Genomic DNA, 14,794 nt, shown 5'->3' on the forward strand with positions numbered 1-14,794 from the left:
GTGACCCCAGCGGCTCCCACCGAAGACCCGCGCCTGGTGCGCGTGCTCGCCGCGGACGGATCGTTCGCGCCGACGCCCGCCGCCGAGCGATATCTCGCCCTCATCGACGGGCTCGGCGAGGCCGAGCTCGAAGGTCTGTACCGCGATATGGCGGTCATCCGGGCCTACGACCGGCAGGCGACCAACCTGCAGCGGCAGGGCCAGCTCGCGCTGTGGCCGCCGAGCCTCGGGCAGGAGGCCGCCCAGGTCGGCTCGGCCCGGGCGGCCCGTGCGCAGGACCACCTGTTCCCGTCGTACCGCGAGCACGTCGTCACCCGCATCCGCGGTGTCGACGGCCTCGACATCATCCGGCTCATGCGCGGCCTGACCCACGGCGGGTGGGATCCCACGGATCCTGCGAACGGCAACACGCACATCTACACGCTCGTGCTCGGCGCCCAGACGCTGCACGCGACCGGCTTCGGCATGGGCCTCGTCTTCGACGGGCGCTGCGGCACCGGCGACCTCGAGCGCGACGAGGCCGTCATCGTCTACTACGGCGACGGCGCGTCCAGCCAGGGCGACGTGCACGAGGCGATGGTGTTCGCCTCGAGCTACCGCACGCCCGAGGTGTTCTTCCTGCAGAACAACCAGTGGGCGATCTCGGTGCCGGTCGCCACGCAGTCCCCGGCGCCGCTGTTCCGCCGCGGAGACGGCTACGGCATGCCGTCGATCCCGGTCGACGGCAACGACGTGCTCGCCAGCTACGCCGTCACGCGCGTCGCCCTCGACGAGGCCCGCGCAGGCTCGGGCCCGCGGGCGATCGAGGCGATGACCTATCGCATGGGCGCGCACACCACCAGCGACGACCCCACCAAGTACCGCACGTCCGACGAAGAGGCGAGCTGGGCGCGGCGGGACCCCATCGAGCGCATGGCCGCCTACCTGCGCTCGCGCGGGGCGGGCGACGACTTCTTCGCGGGCGTGGATGCCGAAGCCGCCGCCCTCGCCGACGACATCCGCGTGCGCACCAACGAACTCGACGGCCTGGAGCGCGACTCGATGTTCGCGCACGCGTACTCCGAGCCGCACCCCCGCGTCGATGAGCAGCGGGCGTGGCTCGCCGACTACGAGGCATCCTTCGAGGAAGGGAGCGCATCGTGACCGACGCGGCCACCCCCGGCGCGGTGAGCGAGCGCAGCGAGACGACGATCGAGACGATGCCCTTCTCGCGCGCCCTCAATGCGGGCATGCGCAAGGCGATGCAGGACAGCGACCGGGTCCTGCTCATGGGCGAGGACATCGGCAAGCTCGGCGGCGTGTTCCGCGTCACCGAGGGCCTGCAGGCCGAGTTCGGCGAGCAGCGCGTGCTCGACACGCCCCTGGCCGAGTCCGGCATCGTCGGCACGGCGATCGGCCTGGCGATGGCCGGGTTCCGCCCCGTGTGCGAGATCCAGTTCGACGGCTTCGTCTTCCCCGCCTTCGACCAGATCACGACGCAGCTGGCCAAGATCACCAACCGCCACGAGGGCGCGATCTCGATGCCCGTCGTCATCCGCATCCCCTACGGCGGGCACATCGGCGCGGTCGAGCACCATCAGGAGAGCCCCGAGGCGTACTTCGCCCACACGGCAGGCTTGCGCGTCGTGAGCCCCTCGACCCCCAACGACGGCTACTGGATGATCCAGGACGCCATCGCCTCGAACGACCCGGTGATCTTCCTCGAGCCGAAGGCCAAGTACTGGATGAAGGGCGAGGTCGACACGTCGGCCCGCGCGCTGCCGCTGCACGCGAGCCGCATCGTCCGCCGCGGCACCGACGTCACGCTCGTCGGCCACGGCGCGATGGTGCAGACGCTGCTGCAGGCCGCCGCGCTCGCCGAGTCCGAGGGCACCAGCTGCGAGGTCGTGGACCTGCGTTCGCTCTCGCCCGTCGACTACGGCCCCATCCTCGAGTCGGTGCGCCGCACCGGGCGCATGGTCTACGCGCAGGAGGCCCCCGGCAACGTGTCGGTGGGCAGCGAGGTCACGGCGACCGTCATGGAGCAGGCCTTCTACGCGCTCGAGGCGCCCGTGCTGCGGGTGTCGGGCTTCGACGTGCCGTTCCCGCCCGCCAAGCTCGAGGGCGTGTACCTGCCCGACCCCGACCGCATCCTCGAGGCCGTCGACCGCGCCCTCGCCTACTGATCCCGGAGATCCCATGAGCACGCAGACCTTCGTCCTCCCCGACGTCGGCGAGGGCCTCACCGAGGCCGAGATCGTGTCGTGGCGCGTCGCGCCCGGCGACACCGTCGCCGTCAACGACGTGCTGGTCGAGATCGAGACCGCGAAGTCGCTGGTCGAGCTGCCCTCGCCCTTCGCCGGCGTCGTGGGCGAGCTCATCGCCGGCGAGGGCGTGACCGTCAACGTCGGCGCCCCGATCATCACGATCGAGGCGTCCGCGGCGTCGCCCGCCACCGTCGGGCAGAGCGAGCACGGGGCCCCCGCCGAGCCCGCGCCCTCCGGCGAGGGCTCGGTCCTGGTCGGCTACGGCAACGCCGGCCACGTCGCGTCGCGGCGCAAGAAGCCCGCCGCGTCCCCCGTCGAACGCGTCGCGAAGTCGGTGGGCGTCGTCGCCAAGCCCCCGATCCGCAAGCTCGCGCGCGACCTGGGCGTGGACCTCGCGGCCGTGACCCCGAGCGGCCCCGCCGGCGAGGTCACGCGCGAGGACGTGATGAAGCACGCGCAGCAGGCGTCGGTGTTCCGCAACATCGAGACGCCGGCGTGGAGCGAGGTGCGCGAGGAGCGCATCCCGGTCGCGCCCGAGGTCGCGGCATCCGCCGTCGCCCCCGTCCGCGCCGAGGCGCCCTCGCAGCTGGCGGCGTCCGGCCGCGAGGAGACGATCCCCGTCAAGGGCGTGCGCAAGGCCGTGGCGAGCGGCATGGTGAAGTCCGCGTACACGGCGCCGCACGTGTCGGTGTGGACGGATGTCGACGCCACCCGCACGATGGAGCTCGTCAAGCGGCTCAAGGCCTCACCCGATTTCGCCGACATCCGCATCTCGCCCCTGCTGATCATGGCGCGCGCCGTCATCTGGGCGGTCCGCCGCACCCCCCAGGTCAACGCCGCGTGGATCGACACCGAGGACGGCGCCGAGATCCGCGTGCGCCACTTCGTGAACCTCGGCATCGCAGCGGCCACACCTCGCGGCCTGCTGGTGCCGAACATCAAGGACGCCCACACGCTGTCGACCCGCGAGCTCGCGAAGGCGCTCGAGAACCTCACGCGCACGGCACGCGAGGGGAAGACGCCCCCGGCCGACCAGCAGGGCGGCACCATCACGATCACGAACATCGGCGTGTTCGGGATGGATGCCGGCACCCCGATCATCAACCCCGGCGAGGCCGGCATCATCGCGATGGGCGCGATCCGCCAGAAGCCCTGGGTCGTCGACGGCGAGGTGCGCCCGCGCTGGGTGACGACGGTGTCGGGCTCGTTCGATCACCGCGTCATCGACGGCGACGGCATGAGCCGCTTCGTCGCCGACGTGGCGTCCGTGCTCGAAGAGCCCGCGCTGCTGCTGGACTGATCCGGCCCGGCCTCACGCCGCCCGCGCCCGCTCCAGAGACGGCGGGACGACGCTGCGCGGCCGCGGAACGACCATGACGAACGCCACGGTCGCCAGGCCCCCGAGGGTGCCGGCGAGGATGTCGGTCATGGTGTCCTGCAGCCCGCCCTGCGAGGTCGTGCCGACCAGGGCGTCGCTGGCGTACTCGCAGATCTCCCACAGCGTGGCGAAGGCGAGCGGCGTCAGCGCCGTCACCGTCAGCGCGAACCATCGCGGCGACAGCGCGCCGGTGCGCTCTTCGGTGCGGCGGACGAACAGCAGCCCCAGCCACGCCAGCAGCACGCCGGAGTCGGCGTGGACGACGGTGTCCCAGTCCGGGATGGCGCGGTAGAGGTCGAGGCCGCTCCCGGCGAAGGCGCCGGCCGTGAGGAAGACCATGTAGTGCAGCTGGAGCACGACCGGCAGGGTCGTGCGGAAGATGAGCTCGGCCAGGGTCGGCGCCCACAGCGCGACGACCAGCAGCGTCACGAGCAGCGGGTGGATGACCGCCCCGGCGAAGCCCAGCGCGGCGGCGATCACGAGGTAGCCGAGCTGGAAGGGCAGTGCGCGCAGCGCCGACCGGCGCAGATGCTCGGCCGAGGGGACCGTTCTCGACGCGTCCGCGCGGGTCATGCGCACACGATAGCCCCGCTGCCCTCCCCCACCATCCAATTTGAGAATGATTATCACTAACGCGTACGATGGTGTCATGACTTCCCCCCGACGTGTTCTCCCCGTGCTCGGCATCGCTGCGGCATCCGCCCTCACCCTCGCCGGCTGCGCCGGCGGAGAGACGACGGATGCGGCCGGCACCGACGACGCCGTCACGGTCGTCGCCTCCACCAACGTCTACGGCGACATCGCCGAGCAGATCGCCGGCGGCCTCGTCGAGGTCACGAGCATCATCGAGTCCGCCGCGATGGACCCGCACGAGTTCGAGGCGAGCGCCGCCGACCAGCTCACGGTGTCCAACGCCGACCTCATCATCGAGAACGGGGGCGGCTACGACAGCTTCATGGATTCGATGATCGAGTCCACCGGGACCGAGGCGCACGTCATCACCGCCGCCGAGTTCTCGCACGACTGGCCCGGCTCGGAGTCGGAGGGCGAGCACGACCACGCGGACGAGGAGTCCGAGGACGACCACGACCACGACCACATCGAGGGCTTCAACGAGCACGTCTGGTACGACCCGCACACCATCGAGCACGTCGCCGAGGCGATCGCCGAGGAGCTCGGCGAGCTGCAGCCCGAGGACGCCGACACCTTCGTCGCCAACGCCGAAGCCTTCGTCGCCGAGATCGCGGGCCTCGAAGAGGATCTCGACGCCATCGCTGCGGCGCACGGCGGCGAGGGCGTGTTCGCCACCGAGCCGGTCGGCTTCTACCTGCTCGAGGCCGCGGGCCTGACCAACCTCACGCCCGACGCCTTCAGCGAGGCGGTCGAAGAGGGCCAGGACGTGCCCCCGGCGACGCTGCTCGAGGCGCTGACGATCCTCCAGTCCGGCGATGTCGCCCTTGTCGTGGCCAACAGCCAGACCGGCGGAGCCGAGACGAACCAGGTCATCGACGAGGCGGATGCCGAAGACATCCCGGTCGTGGAGTTCACAGAGACCCTTCCGGACGGCCAGACTTACATCTCGTGGATGCAGACGAACGTCGACGCGGTCAGCGCGGCACTCGGGGAGTGACCGACGCACCCGTCCTCGAGATCCGCGGAGCGGGTCTTCACCGCGGCGACCGCGAGCTGTGGAGCGGGCTCGACCTGACGGTCGAGCCCGGCGAGCTCATCGCGGTGCTCGGGCCCAGCGGCTCGGGCAAGACCACGCTGCTGCGCGCGATCCTCGGCCTCGAGCCCCTGACCGCCGGCACGATCTCGGCCCTCGGCGAGCCGGTGCGCCGGCGCGGCAGCCGTCGCGTCGGCTACATCCCGCAGCAGCGACCGCTCCCCCGCGAGACCGCACTGCGGGGACGCGACCTCGTCACCCTCGGCGTCACGGGACACCGGTTCGGACTGCCCATCCCGCGCCGCGCCGACGCCGAGCGCGTCGACCGGCTCATCACCGCCGTCGGCGCCGAGAACTACGCCGACCGGCCGGTCGGCCTCCTGTCGGGCGGAGAGCAGCAGCGCCTGCGGATCGGGCAGGCGCTCGCCGACAACCCGCGCCTGCTGCTGTGCGACGAGCCGCTCACGAGCCTGGACCTCGCCAATCAGCGCGCGGTGATGAAGGTCATCGACCAGCACCGCCGGCACGCGAAGGCGGGCGTGCTGCTGGTCACGCACGACATCAACCCCGTGCTCGGCATGGTCGACCGCATCCTGTACCTCGCGGGCGGCCGGTTCACCCTCGGGCGTCCGCACGAGGTGCTCACCTCGGCGGTGCTCAGCGACCTGTACGGTGCGCCGGTGTACGTGCTCGAAGCCGGCGGCCGCCTCGTCGTGGTCGGAGCGCCGGACGCCGAGGAGACGCATCACCACCATCACGGCGAGGACCTCGCATGAACTGGAACGACATCGGCGACGCGATGTTCGGCGGCCTCCCGGTCTACGGGCAGATCCTCGCGCTCGTGTCGAACTCGGTGTGGGCCGGAGCCGTGCTGGGCCTCGTCGGCGGGCTCATCGGCGTCTTCGTGATCCAGCGCGACATGGCCTTCGCGGTGCACGGCATCAGCGAGCTGTCGTTCGCGGGGGCCGCGGCGGCGCTCCTGCTCGGCTTCGACGTCGTCACCGGCTCGATCTTCGGCTCGCTCATCGCCGCGGCGCTCATCGGGTGGCTCGGCGCCCGCGCGCGCGAACGCAACTCGATCATCGGCGTCCTCATGCCCTTCGGCCTGGGCCTGGGCATCCTCTTCCTCTCGCTCTACTCCGGCCGCAGCGCCAACCGGTTCAGCCTGCTGACCGGACAGATCGTGTCGGTGCAGTCGGGCCAGCTCGGGTGGCTCATCGCGATCGGCGCGCTCGTGCTCGTGGGGCTCATCATCGTGTGGCGCCCGCTGCGGTTCGACTCGCTCGATCCGCAGGCCGCGGCCGCGCGCGGCGTCCCGACCACCGCCGTGTCGCTGACATTCATGCTGCTGCTCGGGCTCATCGTGGCTGTGGCGGTGCACATCATCGGAGCGCTGCTGGTGATGGCGCTCGTGGTCACCCCCGCTGCGGCGGCGATGCGTGTGGCGACGGGACCGATCATGGTCCCCGTCCTGTCGGCCGTGTTCGGCTTCGTGTCGGCCGTGGGCGGCATCCTCCTCGCGATCGCCGGGACGCTGCCGGTCAGTCCCTACATCACGACCATCTCGTTCGTGATCTACCTCGTATGCCGCGGAATCGGCTCGCGGCGCGGCCGGTTCGCGCCGGTGCCCGAGAGCGCATGACGGCTCCCAGCGATCCGCAGAGACCGCGCAGGTAGACTCCCGCGCATGGCCCAGCGGAACACGTGGCAGCGCGAGCGCGTGCGCGAAGCCCTCGAAGGCGCACGCGGCTTCGTCAGCGCGCAGTCGCTGCACGCGACGCTGCGGGACGAGAACACCGGCATCGGGCTGGCGACGGTCTACCGCGCCCTCGCCGGCCTGGCGGCGCAAGGCGAGGCCGACTCGCTGCAGAGCCCCGAGGGCGAGGCGCTCTACCGTGCGTGCGAGAGCAGGGGGCACCACCACCACCTGATCTGCCGCTCGTGCGGGCTCACCGTCGAGATCGCCGCGACCGACGTCGAGGAGTGGGCGCGTCGCACCGCCGCCACGCACGGTTTCCGCGATGCCGAGCACGTCGTCGACATCTTCGGGCTGTGCGCATCGTGCGCGAAGGCCCAGGACGACGAGCGTGACGCGGACTGACCCCTACCGCACCGCGCGGCTCGAGCCGTCGCGGTCCGCGCGCACGGCGCTGTGGCTCGGGATCGGCGCCGCGGTCGTCGCGGCGCTGTTCCTCATCGACTGGCTCGTGCCGACGCTGTTCCCGGCGTCGCTGCCGACGCGCGCGCAGGACGGCCTGACGCTGTCGATCAGCGTCCTGATCGAGTCGCTGCCGTTCATCGCCCTCGGCGTCGTGCTGTCGATCGTCGTGCAGGTGTGGGTGCCGCCGGGCGTCCTGGAGCGCTGGCTGCCGCGGTCGGGCTGGGCGCGCCGCGCCGTGCTGTCCATGCTCGGGATGCTGATCCCGGTGTGCGAGTGCGGCAACGTGCCGTTCGCCCGCGGGCTCCTCATGCGCGGCTTCAGCGTGCCCGAGACGCTGACGTTCCTCATCGCGGCGCCCATCGTGAACCCCATCGTCATCATCACGACGCACCAGGCGTTCGGGTTCGACGACGGCATCCTCGTCGCGCGCATCGTCGGCGGGTGGGTCATCGCGAACCTCATCGGCTGGCTGTACAGCCGGCATCCGTCCCCCGACGCGCTGCTGACCGAGCGCTTCCGCGAGACGTGCGAGCTCGTCACCCACGAACCCGGCGGGCGCTGGCGCCGCAGCCTCGCGCAGTTCGTGATCGAGCTGCGCGCGGTCATGCCGGCGCTCATCATCGGGTCGGCTCTCGCGGGCGCCGTGCAGGTGCTCGTCCCGCGCCAGGTGCTGCTCGAGATCGGCTCGAACCCGGCGCTGTCGATCGTCGCGATGATCGCGCTGGCGATGGTCGTGTCGATCTGCTCGAACGTCGACTCGTTCTTCGCGCTGTCGTTCGCCTCCACGTTCACGCCGGGCTCGATCGTGGCGTTCCTGCTCGTCGGTCCCCTGGTCGACGTGAAGATGCTGGCGCTGCTGCGCACGACCTTCACGACGCGCACGCTCGCGGGGATCGTCGTGGTCGTCGTGCTGGCCGGCTTCGCGATCGGGGCGGGGGTGAACCTCGTTGTCTAGGACGCACTCGATCCTCACCCGGTGGCTGGGGGTGGGACTCGCGACGGTGCTGGCGGTCGTGACCCTCGCGCTGGCGATCACCGGTCGCCTCGGGCTGTACATCAACCCGGACTCGACGTGGTTCGCCGTCGGCATGGCGCTGTTCCTCGTGGCCGGGGCCATCGGCTCGTTCCTGCTGCCGCTCGGCGCAGAGGAGGAGCACGGGCACGACCACGGCGACGGCGACGGCGACGGCCACGATGACGAGCACGACCATGCGGCGGCGCACCGGCAGCACCCGGTCGCGGCCGTCGCGACCGCGACCGGCGGCGTCATCGCGTCGGCGGTCGTCCTGCTGGTGCTGCTGCTGCCGCCGACCTCGCTGTCGGCAGAACTCGCCCTGTCGCGCGACATCGGGGCGGCCCCGCTGTTCGCGGGCGCCGACGTGGTGAACCTCGCCTCGAGCGGCGACACCGCCACCTTCGGCGTGGGCGAGTGGTCGGCGGTGTTCGCCAGCACGACGAACCCCGAGGCCTTCGACGGCGCCCCGGTCGAGCTCACCGGCTTCGTCACCCCCGCCGACGACGGCGACTTCGACCTGACGCGGCTCGTGATCACGCACTGCGTCATCGACGCCCAGCCGGCGAGCATCCCCGTCGTCGGCGACGGCGGACCCGACACCGGGCAGTGGGTCACGGTCACCGGCACGGTCCGGTCGAGCTCCGACGGTCGCCTCGCGATCGACGCGACGACCGTGGAGGTCATCGACGAGCCCGAGGACCCGTATGAGTACTGACGCGCCCACGCGCCGCTCCGACGCGCGCCGGGCGCAGACGCGACGGCGCCAGGGACGCGCCTTCGCCGGGGCGTTCGCGATCGTCGTGGCGGTGATCGCGGTGATCGGGTTCGGCGCCGCGGCCGTCAGCGTCGCCCTCGGCCCGCGCGTGACCGACGTGTCGGTCGATCCCGAGGCGGCGGTGTCGGCATCCGGCTCGCGCGTCATCTTCACGACGACCCAGTCGCTGGCCGACGTCGATCCGTCGCAGGTCACGATCACACCCGAGACGCCGTTCGCGGTCGACACGTCCGGGCGCACCGTCGGCGTGCGCTTTGCGCTCGCGCTGCGCGAGGACACCGAGTACACCGTGAGCATCGACGGGGTGACCGGGATCGGCGGCGGACCGGCGACGACGCTCACCGAGACGTTCCGGACGGCCCCCGCCGAGATCTTCCTGCTCCAGCGCGGTGGCGACGCCGGCGACGACACGATCTTCGCGACCTCCATCGACGGCGAGAACGCCGTTCCGGTCTTCACGCACGAGCACATCGAGGACTTCCGCGCCACGGCATCCCACCTCGTCGTCTCGGTGAGGACCGCCGACGACGCCGCGGCGCTGATCGTCATGGCTCCCGACGGCACGGGCGCGCGCGAGCTGCCGCTGCCCGGCGACGGCTACGTCACGAACCTGCAGGCGGCCGACCGCGGCGAGCGGATCGGCTACACGTACTCCGACGCGGATCTCACCGACGAATCCGGGCTCGAGTCGATCCTCTTCACCGCGTCGCTGTCCGACGCCGCGGCCGACGCCGAGCCGACGCAGATCGAGCCGGAGGGCGTGGATTCGCGCGTCGCCGAGTGGCGGTTCGTGCCCGACACCGACAGCGTGCTGATGCTCACGTTCGACAGCACCCTGCTGCTCGCCGACGCCGAGGGCGGCAACCCCGCGACCCTCGGCAACGCCGTCTCGATCGAGGGCGTCGCCGGTACCGAGGCGATCGTCGAGCGCGTCGACGGCACGATCGCGATCGACCTGACGGATGCCTCGGAGCAGCCGCTCGTCGAGCCCGAGCCCACGTTCGGCCTGCAGGGCGACGTGCTGCCGGCGCCCGGGGGAGGAACGCTCCGCATCGTCGCGGTCCTCGGAGACGACGGCCTGCCGGAGCGCTCGGCCGTCGCCTTCGTCGACGACGACGGTGCGGCGTACCTCGTGACCGAGGCGGATGCGGGCGACGCCGTGCTCGGCATCTGCGTGTCGCCGAGCGGCCGCTACCTCGCGACGCTCGTCGCCCCCGACATCGTCGACAACCCCTACGACCAGTACCTGCTGCCGCTTCCCGCCCAGGTCGAGACGCGCATCTCCGAGATCGACGACGGCTCCGACGTCGTCGCGCTGTCGGGCTCGGACATCTCGTGGTGCCGCGTGCCGCCTCGGTGACCGGAGGGCTCCGCCCCGCGACGCGGACGGATCTCGCCGGGCTTCCCGTCGATGTCGCCCCGCGTCTCCTCGGCGCTGTGCTGCGCGTCACCGCGCACGGGGTGGACGTCGCCGTGCGCCTCACCGAGGTCGAGGCGTATCACGGCCGCGGGACGGGGGAGGTGCCCGACCCCGGCTCGCACGCGCGCATGGGGCGTACGGCCCGCAACGCCACGATGTGGGGCGAGCCGGGGCACCTGTACGTGTACCTGAGTCACGGCATCCACTCGTGCGTCAACGTCGTATGCGGGCCCGAGGGGGTCGCCGGCGGAATCCTGCTGCGCGGCGGAGAGGTCCTCGAGGGAGCGGATGCCGCCTTCGCGCGCCGCCCGGCCGCCCGCTCGCCGCGAGAACTGGCGCGGGGTCCGGGGCGGCTCGGGGATGCCGTGGGGCTGCGGCATCCGATCCATGACGGCATCGACGCGGTGACGGGCGCCGAACGGGCCGGTGCCGTGGCGCGCCTGTGGCTGCGAGACGAGCCGGCCGCGCCCATCGCGTCGGGCCCGCGCGTCGGCGTCGCGGGCGAGGCCGGCACCGCGGCCTACCCGTGGCGCTTCTGGATCGAGGGTGACCCGACGGTGTCGGCCTTCCGGTGGGGCCGTGGTGCGGCACCCGCGTGAACGGCCTGCGTCAAGCCGACACGCCCGGCCGTGCTAGACTGTCTCTTTGTCTGCGCGCACTCCAGCACGCAGTTCGCATCCCACTCGATGACCGGGCCGGAGACGGCCGGGTTCCGCGCGGGGTGAAGACAAGGGATCTTGGGTGAGGCCGTCCGGCCTCACGGTATTGAAGGAGACATCACCATGGCAGCAGTGTGCCAGGTGACCGGAGCGGTTCCCGGCTTCGGTCACAACATCTCGCACTCGCACCGCCGGACGAAGCGCCGCTTCGACCCGAACGTGCAGAAGAAGACCTACTACGTGCCTTCGCTCGGCCGTAAGGTCACCCTCAACGTGTCCGCCAAGGGCATGAAGGTGATCGACGCTCGTGGCATCGAGTCGGTCGTGAAGGACCTGATCGCGAAGGGTGTGAAGCTCTGATGGCGAAGAAGGCTCAGGACGTCCGTCCGATCATCAAGCTGCGTTCGACCGCCGGCACGGGCTACACCTACGTGACGCGCAAGAACCGCCGCAACAACCCCGACCGCATCGTGCTCAAGAAGTACGACCCGGTCATCCGCAAGCACGTCGACTTCCGAGAGGAGCGCTGATCCATGGCCAAGAAGAGCAAGATCGCGCGCAACAAGCAGCGCCAGGAGGTCGTCGACCGCTACGCCGCCAAGCGCGCCGAGCTGAAGAAGCAGCTCGTCGACCCCACCTCGACCGACGAGCAGCGCGAGGCCGCTCGCGTGGGCCTGCAGAAGCTGCCCCGCAACGCCTCGCCGGTTCGCCTGCGCTCGCGCGACGTCATCGACGGCCGCCCCCGCGGTGTCCTCACGAAGTTCGGCATCTCGCGTGTCCGCTTCCGTGACATGGCGCACCGCGGCGAGCTGCCCGGCGTGACCAAGTCCAGCTGGTAATCACAGCCGGTACGCACCACAGCAGCGAAGGCCCCGACGTTCTCCGGAACGTCGGGGCCTTCTGCGTCCACCGGCCCGAGAGCGGTCACATCGGTCACAATCGTCACTCCCGCACCCGACACGCCGTGCGGAAACCCGCGAAAGGCCCGGAAATCCGCGGAATTACGCGGATCGTGGCTATAGTTCAAGGCGGTCGATCCGACCAGCCGGGGGGCACCATCGTCGTCCGGTCCGAGCTATGAAGGGCGGCGGATCCCGCCCCCCTTTCGGAGGAGTTATCCCCATGGCAGACAAGTCCATCACCAAGACCGAACTCGTCGCGAGCATCGCCAGCGCGACGGGCCTGAGCCAGTCCGCCGTCTCGGGCGTGCTCGACTCGCTCTTCTCCACCGTCTCCGACGCGGTCGCCAAGGGCAGCAAGGTCTCGATCCCCGGGTGGATCGCGTTCGAGCAGGTCGACACCTCGGCCCGCACCGGCCGCAACCCGCAGACCGGCGAGGAGATCTCCATCCCCGCCGGCAAGCGCGTGAAGGTCACCGCCGGGTCGAAGCTGAAGGCCGCCGTCAAGTAAGACGCCGCCTGTCCGAAGGGGGATGCCGCTGCCCGCGGCATCCCCCTTCGCCGTGCCGGATTAGGCTTGTCGGGTGAATCCCCGCGCGCTGCGGGCCTCAGGCCCCGCGATCCTCGTCGCGGCCGGCCTCGCCGTGCTCGTCTGGGCCCTCGCCTACGGCGGCGGAGCCGAGCCGCTCGTGATCGCCGACCCCGGCCCCGTCGTGCGGTGGGGGCTGCCGGCGGCGTCGATGCTGTTCAACATCGCGGCCGCGGGCCTCGTCGGCGTCCTCGTCACGGCGCTGTTCACGCTGCGCGCCGGTGAGCGCGAGTTCGACGTCGCGCTCGATGCCGCCTCGATCGCGGCATCCGTGTTCACCGTCGCCGCGGGGCTGACCGGCTTCCTCACCTTCCTCGACGCGTTCAACCCCGAGCTCGGCCTCGGCCCGCAGTTCGGCTCGCAGCTCGCGCGCTTCCTCGTCGAGACCGAGCTCGGCCGCACGTGGCTGATCACGACGATCGCCGGCGCGATCCTCACGGTCCTCACCTTCGCGGTGCGTTCGTGGACGCCGACGTTCTTCGTGGCACTCCTCGCCGTCGCGTCGCTCGTGCCGATGGCGACCCAGGGGCACTCCGGCGACGAGGCCGACCACAACTCGGCGGTCACCGCGACGGTGCTGCACGTCATCGGCGCCGCCGTCTGGGTCGGGGGACTCCTGCTGCTGATCATCGTGCGGCCCGTGCTCGAGCGCACCCGTCTGGCCGACGCCGTCGCCCGCTACTCGAGCCTCGCGCTCGCCGCCTTCGTCGTCGTGGCGCTCTCGGGCGTCGTGCGCGCCGTCATCGGCCTGCGGGTGTGGGATGCGCTCCTGTCGCCGTACGGCCTCATCCTCATGGTGAAGGTCGCCGCGCTCGTGGGCATGGGGGTGCTGGGCGCGTGGTACCGGCGTCGGCTCATCGGGCGCATGCGGTCGGACGAGGCGGCATCCCGCTCGTTCTGGACGCTCGTCGTCGCGGAGCTCGTGCTCATGGGCGCCGCCTCGGGTGCCGCATCCGCCCTCGCCCGAACGCCTCCGCCCGCCGACTCGCTCCTGCCGCTGTCGCTGACCCCGGCAGAGATCCTCACCGGCGCGAAGCTGCCGGACGAACTCGTGCCGAGCTCCTGGATCACCGCGTGGGACATCGACTGGCTGTGGGCGGTGCTGATCGGCTTCGGCGCCTTCTTCTACGTCGCGGGCGTGCTGCGCCTCCGCCGGCGCGGCGACGCGTGGCCGATCCACCGCACGATCTTCTGGCTCGCCGGGCTCGTCGCGCTGCTGTGGGTCACCGGCGGCGTGGTCAACGTCTACCAGGACTACCTGTTCAGCATGCACATGGTCGGCCACATGCTGCTGACGATGGCGATCCCGATCCTGCTGGTCGTCGGCGCCCCCGTGACGCTCGCCGCGCGCGCGATCCGCAAGCGCTCCGACGGCACGCGCGGCGGACGCGAGTGGATCCTGTGGATCGTGCACTCCCCGTTCATGCGCGTCGTGACGAACCCCTTCGTCGCGGCCGGGCTGTTCGTCGGGTCGCTGTGGGTCTTCTACTACACCGACATGTTCCGCTGGTCGCTCTACGACCACCTCGGCCACGAGTGGATGACGGCGCACTTCCTGATCACGGGCTATCTGTTCGTGCTCACCCTCATCGGGGTCGACCCCGTGCCGTACCGGCTGCCGTACGCCGGTCGGCTGCTGCTGCTGCTCGGCGTGATGGCGATGCACGCGTTCTTCGGCATCGCGATCATGATGCAGGAGGGCCTCATGGTCTCGGAGTGGTTCGGCGCGATGGGCCGCACGTGGGGCCCCTCACCGCTCGAGGACCAGTACATCGGCGGCGGTGCGGCCTGGTCGATCGGCGAGATCCCGACGCTCGCGCTGGCGGTCACGGTCGCCATCCAGTGGTCCCGAAGCGATACCCGCATCCAGCGTCGCCGCGACCGGCACGCGGACCGCACGGGCGACGCCGAACTCGAGGCGTACAACGCCCATCTCGCCGCGCTCGCGGAGCGCGACGCACGCACGCGGGGGTGACCGCGGCGGCG

17 protein-coding genes are annotated in these 14,794 nt (G+C 71.4%); 16 read left to right on the forward strand and 1 reads right to left on the reverse strand.

Annotation, left to right across the window (positions count from 1 at the left end):
• Genes HD594_RS03555 through HD594_RS03565 form a run of 3 tightly spaced genes read left to right on the forward strand, consistent with a single transcriptional unit; the run spans position 1 to position 3,546 of the window.
• A complete protein-coding gene (locus HD594_RS03555) occupies positions 1–1,143 on the forward strand; it encodes a thiamine pyrophosphate-dependent enzyme (RefSeq protein WP_184749646.1) in 1,143 nt (380 codons plus the stop codon).
• A 56-nt stretch (positions 1,144–1,199) separates the two neighbouring features.
• Entirely contained in the window at positions 1,200–2,165 is a 966-nt protein-coding gene (locus HD594_RS03560; protein ID WP_184752512.1) for an alpha-ketoacid dehydrogenase subunit beta, read from the forward strand.
• Positions 2,166–2,178: 13 nt separating this feature from the next.
• Positions 2,179–3,546, forward strand: coding sequence for a dihydrolipoamide acetyltransferase family protein (locus HD594_RS03565; RefSeq protein WP_184749647.1), 1,368 nt, complete (start codon positions 2,179–2,181; stop codon positions 3,544–3,546).
• 12 nt (positions 3,547–3,558) lie between these two features.
• On the opposite strand, the gene HD594_RS03570 is transcribed toward HD594_RS03565, so the two are convergent.
• Positions 3,559–4,197, reverse strand: coding sequence for a DUF2238 domain-containing protein (locus tag HD594_RS03570; RefSeq protein ID WP_184749648.1), 639 nt, complete (start codon positions 4,195–4,197; stop codon positions 3,559–3,561).
• A 76-nt stretch (positions 4,198–4,273) separates the two neighbouring features.
• On the opposite strand from HD594_RS03570, the gene HD594_RS03575 reads away from it, so the two are divergent.
• From HD594_RS03575 to HD594_RS03635, 13 genes are all read left to right on the forward strand, one after another.
• Positions 4,274–5,254 (forward strand): metal ABC transporter solute-binding protein, Zn/Mn family, encoded by a 981-nt coding sequence (locus tag HD594_RS03575; protein WP_184749649.1) that lies wholly within the window; start codon positions 4,274–4,276, stop codon positions 5,252–5,254.
• Positions 5,251–6,066 carry a metal ABC transporter ATP-binding protein gene (locus HD594_RS03580; RefSeq protein WP_184749650.1) on the forward strand — a complete coding sequence of 272 codons (816 nt, stop codon included), beginning with the start codon at positions 5,251–5,253 and terminating at the stop codon, positions 6,064–6,066. Before HD594_RS03575 ends, HD594_RS03580 begins: the two co-directional genes overlap by 4 nt.
• The gene (locus HD594_RS03585) at positions 6,063–6,932 is read left to right on the forward strand and encodes a metal ABC transporter permease (RefSeq protein ID WP_184749651.1); all 870 of its coding nucleotides are present in this window, start codon (positions 6,063–6,065) and stop codon (positions 6,930–6,932) included. The genes HD594_RS03580 and HD594_RS03585 overlap by 4 nt, the downstream gene beginning before the upstream one ends.
• A gap of 45 nt (positions 6,933–6,977) precedes the next feature.
• A complete protein-coding gene (locus HD594_RS03590; protein ID WP_184749652.1) occupies positions 6,978–7,391 on the forward strand; it encodes a Fur family transcriptional regulator in 414 nt (137 codons plus the stop codon).
• Positions 7,378–8,406 (forward strand): permease, encoded by a 1,029-nt coding sequence (locus tag HD594_RS03595; protein ID WP_271171289.1) that lies wholly within the window; start codon positions 7,378–7,380, stop codon positions 8,404–8,406. The genes HD594_RS03590 and HD594_RS03595 overlap by 14 nt, the downstream gene beginning before the upstream one ends.
• Complete coding sequence (locus HD594_RS03600) at positions 8,399–9,181, forward strand: TIGR03943 family putative permease subunit (RefSeq protein WP_184749654.1); 783 nt, start codon at positions 8,399–8,401, stop codon at positions 9,179–9,181. The genes HD594_RS03595 and HD594_RS03600 overlap by 8 nt, the downstream gene beginning before the upstream one ends.
• On the forward strand, positions 9,171–10,601 hold the full coding sequence (locus HD594_RS03605; protein WP_184749655.1) for a hypothetical protein: 1,431 nt from the start codon (positions 9,171–9,173) through the stop codon (positions 10,599–10,601). Before HD594_RS03600 ends, HD594_RS03605 begins: the two co-directional genes overlap by 11 nt.
• Positions 10,577–11,260, forward strand: a complete 684-nt coding sequence (locus tag HD594_RS03610) for a DNA-3-methyladenine glycosylase (protein ID WP_271171290.1) — start codon at positions 10,577–10,579, stop codon at positions 11,258–11,260. Before HD594_RS03605 ends, HD594_RS03610 begins: the two co-directional genes overlap by 25 nt.
• Positions 11,261–11,443: 183 nt before the next feature.
• Positions 11,444–11,680 carry a 50S ribosomal protein L28 gene (rpmB, locus tag HD594_RS03615; protein WP_184749656.1) on the forward strand — a complete coding sequence of 79 codons (237 nt, stop codon included), beginning with the start codon at positions 11,444–11,446 and terminating at the stop codon, positions 11,678–11,680.
• Complete coding sequence (gene rpmG / locus HD594_RS03620; RefSeq protein WP_018173550.1) at positions 11,680–11,850, forward strand: 50S ribosomal protein L33; 171 nt, start codon at positions 11,680–11,682, stop codon at positions 11,848–11,850. The genes rpmB and rpmG overlap by 1 nt, the downstream gene beginning before the upstream one ends.
• Positions 11,851–11,853: 3 nt before the next feature.
• The gene (gene rpsN, locus HD594_RS03625; RefSeq protein ID WP_184749657.1) at positions 11,854–12,159 is read left to right on the forward strand and encodes a 30S ribosomal protein S14; all 306 of its coding nucleotides are present in this window, start codon (positions 11,854–11,856) and stop codon (positions 12,157–12,159) included.
• 283 nt (positions 12,160–12,442) lie between these two features.
• Positions 12,443–12,730, forward strand: a complete 288-nt coding sequence (locus HD594_RS03630; protein WP_184749658.1) for an HU family DNA-binding protein — start codon at positions 12,443–12,445, stop codon at positions 12,728–12,730.
• A 73-nt stretch (positions 12,731–12,803) separates the two neighbouring features.
• A complete protein-coding gene (locus HD594_RS03635; RefSeq protein WP_184749659.1) occupies positions 12,804–14,783 on the forward strand; it encodes a bifunctional copper resistance protein CopD/cytochrome c oxidase assembly protein in 1,980 nt (659 codons plus the stop codon).
• The last annotated feature ends 11 nt before the right edge of the window (positions 14,784–14,794 follow it).

Origin of the sequence: Microbacterium thalassium, from assembly GCF_014208045.1 — a bacterium.
GTDB lineage: Bacteria > Actinomycetota > Actinomycetes > Actinomycetales > Microbacteriaceae > Microbacterium > Microbacterium thalassium.